This window comes from Rhizobium sp. BK456, from assembly GCF_014194045.1.
Lineage (GTDB): Bacteria > Pseudomonadota > Alphaproteobacteria > Rhizobiales > Rhizobiaceae > Rhizobium > Rhizobium redzepovicii.
The window spans coordinates 1,140,959-1,154,510 of the sequence record NZ_JACIAO010000001.1 but is presented as its reverse complement, the minus strand read 5'-3'; the positions used below and the strand labels follow the sequence as shown (position 1 = coordinate 1,154,510).

Below are 13,552 nucleotides of genomic sequence, written 5' to 3'. Positions count from 1 at the left end.
GAACGCCGTCCCGGAGCATGATGCCGAAACATCATTCTCTAACGATCTGAGAGAACCTAGCGCGATCCGGGCATGAAGGAAGGCAAACTTCCGTGATTTCAGCCCGCGCCATTGCGCCGCAGCGAAGGCCTGAATATGGTTCGCGGAAACCTGTTTGGGAGGCTTGGACCATGTTGCGCTTCGGTATCATTTCAACGGCAAAGATCGGCCGCGACAATGTCGTTCCTGCAATCCAGGACGCGGAGAACTGCGTCGTCACGGCGATCGCCAGCCGTGATCTCGCGCGCGCCAGGGAGATGGCCGACCGTTTTTCGGTGCCGCATGCCTTCGGCTCCTATGAGGAGATGCTGGCCTCCCATCTCATCGACGCGGTCTATATCCCGCTGCCGACCTCGCAGCATATCGAATGGTCGATCAAAGCAGCCGATGCCGGCAAGCACGTGCTCTGTGAAAAACCGCTCGCCTTGAAGGCCGGCGATATCGACGATGTGATCGCCGCCCGTGACCGCAACCGCGTGGTGGTCACCGAAGCCTATATGATCACCTATTCCCCGGTCTGGCAGAAGGTGCGCGCGCTGATCGATGAGGGCGCGATCGGCAAGCTGCGGCATGTGCAGGGCGCCTTCACCTATTTCAACCGCGATGCTGCCAACATGCGCAACATTCCAGAGCTTGGCGGCGGCGGCCTTCCGGATATCGGCGTCTATCCCGTCATGGGCACGCGTTTTTCCACCGGCAAGGAGCCGCTTCGGATCCAGGCCATTACCGAGCGCGATCCCGAATTCGGGACGGATATCTATTCAAGCGTCAAAGCCGATTTCGGTGATTTCGAGTTGAGCTTCTACATCTCGACGCAGATGGCCAACCGCCAGGTCATGGTCTTTCACGGCACCGACGGCTATATCGAGGTCAAGTCGCCGTTCAACGCCAACCGCTTTGGGCCTGAAGAGATCGAGCTTACCGACCGCAGCCACAATGAATCGCGCATCTTCCGCTTCCAGGACAGTCGCCAGTACAAGCGGGAAGTCGAAGCCTTTGCCCGGGCGGTGAAGGACGGCAAGGAAGAGCTCGTCACGCTCGAAAATTCGAAATTGAACCAGAAGGTCATCGACGCGATCTACCGCGCCAGCGAGAAGGACGGCTGGGAATCAGTCTGATTATTCGGCGCGGAAGACGAAGCGCGAATAACCGAAAAAGCTGAAGATCATCGAGGCGAGGCTGGCGATCACCATGGCCGCCAGCGGCTGAAGGGCAGGCAGCGACAGCAGAAGTGCGGAATAAAGCCCGTAATTGACCAAGGCTGCCGTCACGCCGACCGAACCGTAGCGAAAGCCTTCGGCGGCAAGCGATCGGCCGGAGCGATCGAAGGTGAAGCTCCGGTTGAAAGCCCAGGTTGCCGCCATTGCCAGCGCGATCGCGACGAGCCGTGCCAAGAAAGGCCCGAGCGGCGTCAGATGAAGCAGCGCCGACAGGACGCCGGCATCGACGAGAAAGCCGATGCCGCCGGCAATGGCGAAGCGGACGAGCTTTCTCATGCCGCATCCGCCTTGCCAGGACGCCCACGCGATGCGGGCGCTGCCTCGCCGAGCGGCGCCTTGGCCGCGCTCGGCGTCTCCAGGCTCATATAATGGATACGAAGCTGTTCGGCGCGGGCGCGGGCCACCGAATCCAGGATGACGCCGGCGGTAAACAGCATGAAGGAAATCATCATCAGCGCCATCGACAGCACCCAGGTCGGCATGCGGCTGACGAGACCCGTCTGGAAATATTCCGCCAGCACCGGCGCCATGAAGCCGACGCTCGCCAGCATGAAGGTGGCGCTGATCGTGCTGAAGAAGGCGAAGGGCCGGGTTTCCTTCATCAGCATCGCGAACATCCAGAGAATCCTGCCGCCGTCGCGAAAGGTCGAAAGCTTGGAATGCGAGCCTTCCGGCCGGCGGCCGTAATCGAGTTCCAGCTCGCTGACCGGCAGCTTCAGCCGCGAGGCGTGCACGGACATTTCGGTTTCGATCTCGAAGCCGCCTGATACCGCCGGGAAGCTCTTGACGAAGCGGCGTGAGAAAGCGCGGTAGCCGGAAAAGATATCGGTGAAGTCGGGGCCGAAGATCGTCCGGTAGAGCAGGTTGAAAAGCCGGTTGCCGAGCGCATGGCCCTGACGGCCGGCATCGGCATGAACGCCGCGGCGGGTCCCCACAACCATGTCGGCCCGCTCGGTCAGCAGTGTGCGCACCAGTTCCTCGGCATCGGCTGGCGTATAGGTGCCGTCGCCGTCGGCGATGATGTAGATGTCGGCGTCAATGTCGGCGAACATGCGGCGCACGACGTGGCCCTTGCCCTGCCGCCGCTCGCGCACGACATGCGCCCCGGCAAGCATCGCCTGCAGGGCGGTGCCATCGGTGGAATTGTTGTCGTAGACGTGGATCGCCGCATCCGGCAGCGTCGCGCGGAAACCTCGCACCACAGGGCCGATCGTCGCGGCTTCATTATAGCAGGGAAGCAGGACGGCAATGTCCAGTTTATCGGTACGCGATCGGGCCATGACTTTACTCGTTACACAAAAGCCGAGCCGAGCCTAAACCACCCGGCGTTAATAAGACCCTATGACGAAAGCAAAATCGGCAGCTGCCGCAATCGGCTTTACACTTTCTTGATCGGCTGCGGTTAAGCTTCGGCATCCGGAAACGAAGCGCTAACCACGATGAACGCCGTGCAGCCGATCACCAATGCCGCATCCGTGACCCCCGCCCAAAGGGGCGGGTTGGGAAGGTTGATGATGCGCCTGTGGCCAACCGTCATCTGCTATAGCGTCATTCTCGCCACCATCCTCCTCGTCGCCAAGCTTTCCATTGCGACCGATTATGTCGGTCCCGACAATGACGACGGAATGCGTCTCATCGAGGTTCGCGATTTTCTCGCCGGGCAGGGCTGGTTCGATCTGATGCAATATCGCCTCGGCCTCGGTGGCGGCACGCTGATGCACTGGTCGCGGCTGATCGATCTGCCGATCGCTTCGCTGATCTGGTTCTTCGGTCTGTTTGCGCCCAACGAGACGGCTGAGGCCCTGGCGCTTGCCGTTTGGCCGATTTCGCTCGTCCTCCCCGCCATGCTTGCCATGGCAGTTGCCGGGCGGCGCATCGGCGGTGTCGCCGGCATGCATATCAGTCTCGGCATGACCGGTCTTGCGATATACACCGGCAACCGTTTCGCGCCTGGAGCCATCGATCATCACAATGCGCAGCTGGCGCTGGTCGCGACGATGGTGGCGATGCTGCTGGATCCGCAGCGGCGCGGCAGGAGTTATGCGGTTGCCGGCATCGCGGCAGCGGTCGCCATCGCCATCGGCGCCGAGACGACGCCTTTTGTCGCGGCCGTCTGTCTGACCATCGCTTTGCTCTGGGCGTGGGAAGGCGAAAAATTCGCCGTCGCCGCGAAGGCATTCGGGCTGGCGCTGGCAATGGCGATCAGCATTCTCTTTGTCGCAACGGTGCCGCCGCGGCTCTATTCGATGGTCACCTGCGACAATCTCTCGCTCGGTTATTACAGCCTGGCGGCGATCGGCGGCGGGCTGCTGCTGTCTTCGGCGGTCTTTGCAAGCCGCCTGAGTCGCCCCTTGCGCTTTGCGGCGCTTGGCCTCGTCGGTGCCGGTGTTCTCGGTTCGGCGATGGTGATTGCGCCGCAATGCCTGAGCGATCCGCTCGCCGGTCTTGATCCGATGCTGGTCGAACTCTGGCTGAGGAATGTGTCGGAAGCGCAGTCGGCCTTTGTTCTTCTACGCACCGATCCCTTCTCCATCGGTGGTTTCTATGCGGCCGGCCTTTTCGCCATCGCGGTCTGCATCTTCCGCATCGTTCGGCGCGATCGTATGCAGATCCATCTGGTCCTGCTCTTCCTGCTGATCACCAGCTGGGCAATTGCGCTGGTCCAGGTGCGCGGCTCCGTTTTCTCGAACCTGATCTCCATTCTGCCACTTGCCTTGCTGATCATCGATATCAGGCGGATTTCCAATAGCGACAGCGAGAATGTTGCCGCCGCCTTCGTTTATATCGTCACTGTCCTCGCAAGCGTTCCGGCCGCCTGGGCACTCGGCGGCGGACTTATCGCGCTGCAGATGGGCAACGGCGCACAGAAGCAGGCGACGGAAAAGGTGCTTTCCTGCACATCGAGGCAGGCGCTGGCGCCGCTTGCCGGGCTTCCGGCCGGCCTGGTCTCCGCACCTTCGGAAATGGGCGTGCCGATCCTTCGTTTCACGCAAAACCGGGTTCTCTCCGCGCCCTATCACCGCAATCAGGGCGGCATGCTGACGGAACTGCACATCGGGCTGGCGGAGCCGCAGGAGGCGGAAGCCTTCCTGAAGGGGGCTCATGTGACGGTGCTTGGCTTCTGTTCCGGTGACCTGCAGACGCGAGAGATTGCCAAGCTGAAACCGGATGGGCTCTATGCCGAGCTCCGCAAGGGCAATATACCGCCCTATCTGGAGCCGCTTCCGAAGGCGGCCGATGTGGGCGTTCAGTTCTTTCGCTATCGGCCGGCGAATTGACGCCGGCAGTTCTTTTAGTGGGAAACGCGCGTCGCGCGGCGAAGGCGCGCATTCGCGTAGAGCCCGGCCACGAAGAGCATGAGGCCGCCATTAAAGCCGAGAACGGCATAGACGAAGGCCAGGATTGAGACCGGGCCGGGCGACGTAATCGCCGCCGCCGCGAAGGTTATTCCAATGAGCGCGGCGATCAACGCGATCGCGGCAGCCGAGCGCGTTTGCCCGGCGCTGACGCCCAATGCGGCTGCTGTGAGAATAATCATTTTCAGCACCTTCCCAGAGATAACGAGGGGAAGCATAGGAAGCGCCAACTAACAAAGATTTACCGGCCGTCCCGGCCGAAAAGCCTTTGTATTGCGGTGGTTAGCAATCCCTTTCGTCTATAACGCGCATTCTAACTATGCGTTCCGCAACCAAACGGATTTACCCGATTTCGCTGCGATCTCAGCAGCCGAGGAAACAGGCTTGTGCCGCGGCTGCGACCTTCCAGTTTCCCGCCGATCGACATAGAAAGAAGAGATGAGCAACCTCTTCGACAGCGATTCGCCAACCAATCTTGCCGAATATTCGGTTTCGGAGCTTTCCGGCTCGATCAAGCGCACCGTCGAAACAGCCTTCGACCAGGTTCGCGTGCGCGGCGAAATCTCAGGCTATCGCGGGCCGCATTCTTCGGGCCATGCCTATTTCGCGCTGAAGGACGATCGCGCCCGCATCGACGCCGTCATCTGGAAGGGCACCTTCTCGCGGCTGAAGTTCCGTCCGGAAGAGGGCATGGAAGTCATTGCCACCGGCAAGGTAACCACCTTTCCTGGCTCCTCGAAATATCAGATCGTCATCGAGACGCTGGAGCCGGCCGGCGCCGGCGCGCTGATGGCGCTGATCGAGGAGCGCAAGCGCAAGCTTTCCGCCGAGGGCCTGTTCGATGCCGCCCGCAAGAAGCGGCTGCCCTTCATGCCCCGCGTGATCGGCGTCGTCACCTCGCCGACCGGCGCCGTGATCCGCGATATTCTTCACCGCATCTCCGATCGTTTTCCCGTGCATGTCCTCGTCTGGCCGGTGAGGGTGCAAGGGGAGGGATCAGGCGAGGAGGTGGCGAACGCCATCCGCGGCTTCAACGCCCTGGAGCCGGCCGGCGTCATCCCGCGCCCGGATGTGCTGATTGTCGCGCGCGGCGGCGGCAGCCTGGAAGATCTTTGGAGTTTTAACGACGAAATCGTCGTGCGCGCTGCGGCCGAAAGCCGGATACCGCTGATCTCGGCGGTTGGCCATGAAACCGACTGGACGCTGATCGACTATGCCGCAGATGTCCGAGCGCCCACACCGACCGGGGCGGCCGAAATGGCCGTGCCGGTCAAGGCGGAACTTGACGCGCAGGCCGCCGCCCTTGCTGCGCGGCTGCAAGGCTGCATGAACCGGCAGATGGATCAGCGCCGCCAGTCCGTTCGTGCCCTGATGCGGGCATTGCCATCGCTCGATCAGCTTCTCGCTTTGCCGCGCCGCCGTTTCGACGAGGCGGCGACCGGCCTTGGCCGCGGTCTGGCACTCAACACCATCAACAAGCGCCGCGGCTTCGAGCGCGTCGCCGCGCATCTGCGCCCTGATGTGCTGTCCAACCGCATCGCCGAGCGGCGCCAGCTTCTGAGCGATCGCATGGCCCGGGCCGAACGCACCGTCGAGCGCCTGCTCGACCGCTCGAAGTCCCGCATTGATCGCGCTGAGGCAGTCTTCGCCACACTGCCGGCCCGGTTTAAGACGCAAACCGATCGGAGCCGTGAGGCTCTCGCCAATCTTTCGCGCCACGGCGATACGGCGATACGCCACCAGTTGGCTCGCGCCCGCGCCGAGCTTTCAGCGCAGGATCGTGTGCTGCAGTCGCTATCCTATAAGAATGTGCTGAAACGCGGCTACGCCGTCATTCGCGATGAGGATGACAGGCCGGTCTCGCAGGCAGCGTCGCTCTCCGCCGGCACGGGTATCTCCATCGAGTTCGCCGATGGCCGCGTTGGCGCGATGACGACGGACGGTGGCGCCCCACCTGTCGGCACCAAGAAGCGGGGCGTGAAATCGGCCGAGCCGCCGAAGCAGGGAAGCCTGTTCTGATGATGCGGATCCTGCTGGTGCTTGCCCATCCGCTGCCGGATAGCTTCGCAGCCTCGGTGGCGTACACGGCTCGGCAAGCATTGGAAGCCTCAGGTCATGTCGTCGATCTGCTCGATCTCTACGCCGAGGATTTCGATCCACGCCTGTCCCAGGCGGAGCGGAGCGGTTACTTCGATATACCCTACGACACCTCGGCCGTTGCCGACATCGTTGCCCGGCTGCAGTCGGCCGACGGGCTCGTTCTCGTGTTTCCGCAGTGGTGGTTCAATTTCCCAGCCATTCTGAAGGGATTCTTCGATCGCATCTTCGCGCCAGGTGTGGCCTTCACGCACGACGCCGCCGGCGGTCGTATTGTGCCTGAACTTACCAATATCAGATTGCTCTATGCGCTAACGACGACGGGCTCGCCTTGGTGGCTGGTGCATTTTTATATGGGCAATCCCGTTCGGCGTCTGCTGAAGCGGGGCATTGCTAGCTTCTGCTCAAAAAAATCGTCTTTCGCATGCTGAGCCTGCATGACATGGACCGCGCGACGGAGGCGAGGCGCAAGAGGCATTTGGATCGCGTCCGCAAGGCGCTTGCCGCCGTCTGACTATTCGAAATCCGACAGGAATTTCTTGAGCAACCGGTCGAACTCGGCCTTGTCCTCGGCTGTCAGGTTGCGTGTCAGCCGGCGCTGATTGGCGACATGCGCATCGACAGCGGCCTCGACTGTCGCCAGCCCCTTTTCTGTCAGTGCGATCAACACGCTTCTGCGGTCCTGTGGATTGACGACGCGCTCGACGAAGCCCGCTTTCTCCAACTGGTCGATGCGGTTCGTCATCGTGCCGGAGCTGACCATGGTCATCTCCAGAAGCTCGCCCGGCGAAAGCCGGTGGGGGGCGCCGGCGCGGCGGAGGGTGGCGAGCACGTCGAAGGCGGACGTCGAAAGCCCGTGTTTTAAGAGCACCGCCTCCACTTCGCGGCCGAGATGGGTGCCGAGGCGCTTCAACCGTCCGAGCAGGCCCATCGGTTCGACGTCGAGGTCCGGCCGTTCCTGTCGCCATTGCGCCAGGATCTTGTCGACGTGATCCATGCTGCTGTCTTTGCTCATGATCCACCGATAACAGCCATTATCTTGACGTCAAGATAAAAAGGCGTAAGATGCGTTTATCTTGAAATAGAGATTCTTGATATGAAGACAAATCTCCGCTCCACCGCCGACCTTGCGGCAACCGCGCTCGCACCCGCCATCTGGGGCAGCACCTATATCGTCACGACCTCCTTCCTGCCGGCGGGATATCCGCTGACGGTGGCGATGCTCCGGGCCTTGCCAGCCGGGCTGCTGCTTCTGCTCCTGGTGAGGAAGCTGCCTTTCGGCATCTGGTGGGGAAGGGCCTTCATTCTCGGTGCCCTGAACTTCTCGTTCTTCTGGGCGATGCTCTTCGTCTCTGCTTACAGGCTCCCGGGCGGCGTTGCCGCAACGGTCGGCGCGGTGCAGCCGCTGATCGTCATCGCGCTATCGCGGCTTTTCCTCGGCAAACCGATCCGGCCGCTTGCCGTGCTGGCCGGTCTTGCCGGCATGGCCGGTGTCGGGCTGCTGGTGCTGACGCCGAAGGCGGGGCTCGATCCAGTGGGCGTTGCCGCCGGTCTTGCCGGCGCCGTCTCGATGGCCTTCGGCACGGTGTTGACACGGCGCTGGGCACCGCCGGTGTCGAACCTCACCTTCACCGCCTGGCAATTGACGGCAGGCGGCATCCTGCTGGTGCCTTTTGCGCTTTTCCTCGAACCGGCGCTGCCGACGCCGACTATCGCAAATATTGCCGGCATCGCCTATCTCGGCCTGATCGGCGCGGCCTTCACCTATCTGCTCTGGTTTCGCGGCCTCTCCCGGATCGAGCCCTCGGCGGTCGCCTCGCTCGGCTTTCTCAGCCCTGTCGTCGCGACCCTGCTCGGCTGGCTGGCGCTCGGCCAGAGCCTGACGCCGGCGCAGATCGCCGGCTTCGCCATGGTGCTTGCCAGCGTCTGGCTCAGTCAGCGCGCCACGATGCCGGTCAGGCCCATTCGCCCTGCCGCATCACCGGAACCCGCGAACCATCCGGCTTGACACCGTCGATGTCGACCTTGTTTGACCCGATCATCCAGTCGATATGGATCAGGCTGGAATTGCCGCCTTGCGCTTTGATCTCTTCCTGGCTCAGCGTCGCGCCGTTCAGGAAGCACTTGGAATAGCACTGGCCGAGCGCGATGTGGCACGAGGCATTTTCGTCGAATAGCGTGTTGTAGAACAGGATGCCGCTGGCCGAGATCGGCGACGAGTGCGGCACGAGCGCCACTTCGCCGAGCCGGCGGGCGCCCTCGTCTGTATCGAGCACCTTGTTCAAGACTTCCTCGCCGCGCGACGCTTTCGCCTCGACGATGCGTCCGGCCTCGAAGCGCACCTGGATATTGTCGATCAGCGTGCCCTGGTGCGACAGCGGTTTGGTGCTCGAAACATGGCCTTCGACACGTAGCGCATGCGGCGTGGTGAAGACTTCCTCGGTCGGTATGTTCGGGTTGCAGGTAATGCCGTTCTTGGCGGTGGAAGCGCCGCCATGCCATTCATGCCCGTCGGCAAGGCCGACCGTCAGATCGGTGCCCGGTCCCCTGAAATGCAGCGAGGCGAAACGCTCGGCGTTCAGCCAGGCGGAGCGCTTGGCCAGATTGGCATTATGCTCGGCCCAGGCGGCGATCGGATCGTCCACATCGACACGCGAGGCGGCAAAGATCGCCTTGGCGAGCTTGGCGATCGCAATTGGCTCTGGATCGTCGGGGAAGACCACCTTGGCCCAGGACGGATTGGGATAGGAGACGATGTTCCAGTTGATGTCGAAATTCGAAATTTTTTCCAGCGCCGGCTTGTAGGCGGTGGATGTGGCGCGATTGGCGCGGCCGACCTTGCCGGCATCCTGCTCGGACAGCAGCAGCGGATTGTCGCCGGCGACCGCAAGGCGCGCCGCTCCGTTGGCATAGGCCTTGGCCATGCCCTCATAGAGCCAGTCGGGGGCCCGGTCGAAGCTCTCGTCGCTGCCGTATTGATAGCGCGAAAGCGTCGTTTCCTCGTCGGAATAGAAGGCGGTTACCAGCCCCGCGCCGGCCTGATAGGCGTGCTTGGTGATGAGGCGAACGAGCGGCAGCGCCACCACAGGCGCGGTGATCACCAGATCCTGACCTTTGCGCAACTGCAGCCCGACCTTGACGGCGACCTCGGCAAGCTTCTCCAGCTTGACGGGATCAATGGTGTTCTGGCTCTGGGGCATGAAAGTCATGGCTCACCCTGCTTTCTGTCGATGATGCTTTGAGGCTGGCAGACTTAGACCCGTTTGCGGCGAAAATGAAGCGGTGTCTCGCCGAATTGCCGGCGGCCGGATGGAGGTCCGGCCGCTTGGGCGCGCTTCAGGCGGCGGCAGCTTGCCTGAGCAGGATCGAGGAATGTTTCTCGAGGAATTCCATCAGCCGCTGCGGGTAATCCGCGCCGACAGCCGCCCGGACGCTCGGACGTTCAGACAGTGCCTTGCGCCAGCGTTGTGTTTGCTCGAGCCCGTCGAAGATGCCGCTGTCGCCGAGCGTATCGAAGAGATCGAAATAGCGGAAGACCGGCGCGAAGACGGCATCGACCAGGCTGAAGCTGCTGTCGGCAAAATAAGGCCCGTCGCCCAGCACCCCTTCGAGCGTCTCGAATTTGGCAATCAGCGCTTTGCGCTTGGCGTCCAGCTGCAATTCATCCTGCGCCGTTTCATAGCCCCATAGATCGGAAAGCACCGAGGAGCCGAATTCCATCCAGCCGCGATGACGGGCCCGGGTCAGCGGATCGGCGGGATGCAGGGCAGCACCGGCTTGCGTTTCCTCCAGATATTCGCAGATGACGCTGCTTTCGAACAGAATGGCCTCGCTGCCGTCCTCCGCCTCGATCCGCAGCAGCGGCACCTTGCCGAGCGGCGAGATCTTCAAAAACCAATCCGGCTTGTTGGCAAGATCGATGTTGATGCGCTCAAACGGCACGCCCTTTTCGAGAAGTGCGATCGCGGCGCGCTGCACATAGGGGCAGAGATGATGGCTGATAAGGGTAAGCTTGCTCATGGAAATCTCCTGGTCACAATCTATGCAAATGCATCTAATATCGCTTGCGGCGGAATTCAAGATAGATGTAATTGCATTTATGTCCGAGAAGATGCCGAAACCCAGCGAAGCCTCGACCCGTGCCTGGACGAGCATCATGCGCGCCCGCGAGCGTCTGCTCGGCGCGATCGAAGCCGACCTGAAGGCGGCCGGCATGCCGCCGCTTGCCTGGTATGACGTCTTGTGGGAACTGGCGCGCGCGGGCGGCAGGCTGCGCCCTTATGAGATCGAAGAGCGCACTTTGCTTGCGCAGTATAACTTGTCCCGCCTGGTCGACCGGCTGGAAAGAGAGGGTCTCGTCCGGCGCGAAGTCTTCGCCGAGGACGGCCGCGGCCGCTGGGTTGTCATCACCGAGGCCGGCCGGCAGCTCCGTGAGTGCATGTGGGCCGTCTATGCAGGATCGATCGAGACCCATATCGGCTGCAAGCTTGCCGAAAACGAAGCCAAGACGCTTGCCGGCCTGCTCGACCGCTTTCTCTGAGATCAGGCGACCAATGGCGTGGCGATCGCCTTCAAGACCTTCAACGCATCCTTCGGATCGAGCCGCACCTGCAGCCCGCGCTGCCCGCCATTGATGTAGACGAGCGGCTCGACAAGAGCGGCTTCTTCGATGGCCGTCGGCACGCGCTTCTTCTGGCCGAAGGGGCTGATCCCGCCGACATGATAGCCCGTCAGCCGCTCGGCATCGGCAGGCTTCATCATATTGGCGGACTTGCCGTGAAAGGCGCTGGCGAGCCGCTTCATGCTGACCTCGCGATCCGACGGCACGACGACGCAGACCGGCTTGCCGTCCACCTCGGCCATCAGGGTCTTCAGCACCCGATGCGGCGCTTCACCCAGAGCCTCGGCCGCCTGCAGCCCGACGTGCTCGGCGCCGGGATCGTAGTCATAGGCATGGACGGTGAAGCCGATGCCAGCCTGGGAAAGAACCTGTGTCGCGCGCGTGGTCTTGGACATCGGCCGTCTGTCAGCCCCGGAACGTGTCGGCATAGATCTCCGGCTTGAAGCCGACGAGCAATTTGTCCTTCGTCTCCAGCACCGGCCGCTTGATTATCGACGGCTGGTCGAGCATCAGCGCAATCGCCTTTTCCCGGGTCAGGTTCCCGCGCTCGGCATCGGGCAGCTTGCGGAAAGTGGTGCCGGCGCGGTTGAGCACGGTGTCGAGGCCGGCCTGGTCGATCCAGGATTCGAGATGGGCGCGGTCGATGCCGAGCGCCCTGTAGTCGTGAAATTCATAGGCGACGCCGCGGTCTTCCAGCCAGCTACGGGCCTTCTTCATCGTGTCGCAATTTTTGATGCCATAGATGGTAACAGTCATGTCGATCCATTTCCCTGTGATGGCAGCGGGATAACATGGGCGAATGCTGGCGCAAACGCCGTGCGGCGTTTTATCCCCGAACTCGCCGGCTCAATTTTCCAGCGTGCCGGCCTTGCGCGAGGCCCTGCTCGGGCTGCCGCAGACGATCTTCATCAGATCGCCGCGCCGCCGCACCAGCCGGTCGGACGTCCGGGTCAGGATCAGCCCGTCCTGCGGCGCATGCAAATCGATGCTGCCGCCGGGCTGCCCCGGCCGGATGACGATCGTCGCCAGAAGCTCGCCCTCTGCAACCCTGTCGCCGATCTTGCGATGGAATAGCACGGCGCCGCCTTCGGGCGCGCGAAGGATCTCGACATTATCGAGCGGCACGGCCGGACCGGAAAATGCCGTAGTGGCCGTCTCGCCGCTGACGATCCCGCGCGTCACGAGGAAACGCCAAAGCCCGTCCGCGTCCTTCTTCGCCAGCGTCGGATCGACATCACGCTTACCGCGCAGCTCGACCGTGACCGAAAGCCGGCCCGGCAGTCGGGATCGGCGCTCGCCTGGGACCTTATATTTCCAGGCAAAGCCGACGGCCTCCTCGAAGGCCGAGCTTTCGCCATCCGAAAGCAGCACGGCCTCCATGTCGAGCGCAGCGGCGAGATCGGCCGCTTCCGGCCAGAAGGCCTCATCGATATAGGCATATTGCAGCGATTCATCGTCGCAATGCAGATCGACGACCAGATCGGCACCGAGCGCCAGATGCATCAGCTGCCGCTTCAATCTGTCGGTAGCCGGGTAATCGTCGAGGTCTTCAATCAGAGTGGCGCGATCGGCAATGGAGATCAGCGGGAAATCCCGATTGAAATTGGTGCGGGAGCCGAGATCGAAACGGCCCTGCAAATCACCGAAATGCGATTGCGCCGCACCGATCGGATTGGCCTGCGGCACGATGGTGATATCGCCGGCAATTCCGCCTTCGCTTTCCGCCTGCCGCAGCCGCTCGCAGAGGAAGTGCAAGAGCGCCGTTCCCGGCAGCTCGCCGGCATGCAGTGCCGCCTGGATATAGATCGTCGGCGCCTTGTGATCGCAACCGAAAAAACGCAGCACCGGCAACCGCCACTCCGTTCCAGGCGTATCGCCCGGGATGATGATCTCTGAAACGTCCATGCTGTCTTCGCTCCGCATTGCCATCCGAACGGCGCTTCCAGCTTTATCCGCGGATATCCGGCAAGCGCAAGTCTCACCGGGCACGGTGCCTCAGCCGAGCAGCGGCCAGCGATCGATGATGTTCGGTTTTTCCGAGAAGGCTGTGGATCAGCAGGAATTCGACGCCGCTTGCCGTTCGACGATCGCGGTAGGGCAGAGAGCGAAGAAAAGCCGTGACTGTCACTCCGGCTTTCACCCGGCCGCCCGCGCCGATTCTGACCATGGTCGAAATCGAAGGAAGTCTGTTCATGGGCTATCCGGCCGTCATGACCCAC

Annotated in this window: 15 protein-coding genes and 1 pseudogene; 6 read left to right on the top strand and 10 right to left on the bottom strand. The window is 62.3% G+C overall.

Going from position 1 to position 13,552, the window contains the following annotated elements:
• Nucleotides 1-170 precede the first annotated feature (170 nt).
• A complete protein-coding gene (locus tag FHX03_RS06035; protein ID WP_183779014.1) occupies nt 171-1,157 on the top strand; it encodes a Gfo/Idh/MocA family protein in 987 nt (328 codons plus the stop codon).
• Here FHX03_RS06035 and FHX03_RS06030 read toward each other — a convergent pair whose 3' ends face one another.
• Together FHX03_RS06030 and FHX03_RS06025 are read right to left on the bottom strand one after the other, a co-directional pair.
• Entirely contained in the window at nt 1,158-1,535 is a 378-nt protein-coding gene (locus FHX03_RS06030; RefSeq protein WP_183779016.1) for a GtrA family protein, read from the bottom strand.
• Nucleotides 1,532-2,539: a glycosyltransferase gene (locus tag FHX03_RS06025; RefSeq protein WP_183779018.1), complete on the bottom strand. Its 1,008-nt coding sequence runs from the start codon at nt 2,537-2,539 to the stop codon at nt 1,532-1,534. Before FHX03_RS06025 ends, FHX03_RS06030 begins: the two co-directional genes overlap by 4 nt.
• A 159-nt stretch (nt 2,540-2,698) precedes the next feature.
• Between FHX03_RS06025 and FHX03_RS06020 the strand changes: the two genes are divergently transcribed.
• Nucleotides 2,699-4,537, top strand: coding sequence for a hypothetical protein (locus FHX03_RS06020; RefSeq protein ID WP_183852898.1), 1,839 nt, complete (start codon nt 2,699-2,701; stop codon nt 4,535-4,537).
• A 14-nt stretch (nt 4,538-4,551) separates the two neighbouring features.
• Here the strand turns inward: FHX03_RS06020 and FHX03_RS06015 are convergent, their stop codons facing one another.
• Entirely contained in the window at nt 4,552-4,797 is a 246-nt protein-coding gene (locus FHX03_RS06015) for a hypothetical protein (protein ID WP_003589145.1), read from the bottom strand.
• A 256-nt stretch (nt 4,798-5,053) separates the two neighbouring features.
• Between FHX03_RS06015 and xseA the strand changes: the two genes are divergently transcribed.
• Together xseA and FHX03_RS06005 are read left to right on the top strand one after the other, a co-directional pair.
• Entirely contained in the window at nt 5,054-6,634 is a 1,581-nt protein-coding gene (xseA, locus tag FHX03_RS06010) for an exodeoxyribonuclease VII large subunit (protein WP_183779022.1), read from the top strand.
• Between the two features lie 2 nt (nt 6,635-6,636).
• Nucleotides 6,637-7,226: pseudogene (locus FHX03_RS06005) on the top strand (NAD(P)H-dependent oxidoreductase).
• On the opposite strand, the gene FHX03_RS06000 reads toward FHX03_RS06005, so the two are convergent.
• Entirely contained in the window at nt 7,227-7,727 is a 501-nt protein-coding gene (locus FHX03_RS06000) for a MarR family winged helix-turn-helix transcriptional regulator (RefSeq protein WP_097624562.1), read from the bottom strand.
• Nucleotides 7,728-7,808: 81 nt separating this feature from the next.
• On the opposite strand from FHX03_RS06000, the gene FHX03_RS05995 reads away from it, so the two are divergent.
• On the top strand, nt 7,809-8,720 hold the full coding sequence (locus FHX03_RS05995) for an EamA family transporter (RefSeq protein WP_183852896.1): 912 nt from the start codon (nt 7,809-7,811) through the stop codon (nt 8,718-8,720).
• Here FHX03_RS05995 and FHX03_RS05990 read toward each other — a convergent pair.
• Both FHX03_RS05990 and FHX03_RS05985 read right to left on the bottom strand, forming a co-directional pair.
• On the bottom strand, nt 8,668-9,921 hold the full coding sequence (locus FHX03_RS05990) for an aminopeptidase (protein ID WP_183852894.1): 1,254 nt from the start codon (nt 9,919-9,921) through the stop codon (nt 8,668-8,670). The two genes, FHX03_RS05995 and FHX03_RS05990, sit on opposite strands and share 53 nt — an antisense overlap.
• 127 nt (nt 9,922-10,048) lie before the next feature.
• Nucleotides 10,049-10,732: a glutathione S-transferase family protein gene (locus tag FHX03_RS05985; RefSeq protein WP_183852892.1), complete on the bottom strand. Its 684-nt coding sequence runs from the start codon at nt 10,730-10,732 to the stop codon at nt 10,049-10,051.
• A gap of 79 nt (nt 10,733-10,811) precedes the next feature.
• Here FHX03_RS05985 and FHX03_RS05980 point away from each other — a divergent pair, with 79 nt between their 5' ends.
• Nucleotides 10,812-11,252 (top strand): MarR family winged helix-turn-helix transcriptional regulator, encoded by a 441-nt coding sequence (locus FHX03_RS05980; RefSeq protein ID WP_097624839.1) that lies wholly within the window; start codon nt 10,812-10,814, stop codon nt 11,250-11,252.
• Between the two features lie 2 nt (nt 11,253-11,254).
• Here the strand turns inward: FHX03_RS05980 and ybaK are convergent, their stop codons facing one another.
• The 4 genes from ybaK to FHX03_RS05960 form a co-directional block, all read right to left on the bottom strand.
• Nucleotides 11,255-11,728, bottom strand: a complete 474-nt coding sequence (gene ybaK, locus FHX03_RS05975) for a Cys-tRNA(Pro) deacylase (protein WP_183852890.1) — start codon at nt 11,726-11,728, stop codon at nt 11,255-11,257.
• A 10-nt stretch (nt 11,729-11,738) separates the two neighbouring features.
• Nucleotides 11,739-12,089 carry an ArsC family reductase gene (locus tag FHX03_RS05970; RefSeq protein ID WP_097624567.1) on the bottom strand — a complete coding sequence of 117 codons (351 nt, stop codon included), beginning with the start codon at nt 12,087-12,089 and terminating at the stop codon, nt 11,739-11,741.
• 90 nt (nt 12,090-12,179) lie between these two features.
• Nucleotides 12,180-13,238: a succinylglutamate desuccinylase/aspartoacylase family protein gene (locus FHX03_RS05965; protein WP_183852888.1), complete on the bottom strand. Its 1,059-nt coding sequence runs from the start codon at nt 13,236-13,238 to the stop codon at nt 12,180-12,182.
• Between the two features lie 73 nt (nt 13,239-13,311).
• Nucleotides 13,312-13,527 carry a hypothetical protein gene (locus tag FHX03_RS05960; protein ID WP_183852886.1) on the bottom strand — a complete coding sequence of 72 codons (216 nt, stop codon included), beginning with the start codon at nt 13,525-13,527 and terminating at the stop codon, nt 13,312-13,314.
• Nucleotides 13,528-13,552: the final 25 nt, after the last annotated feature.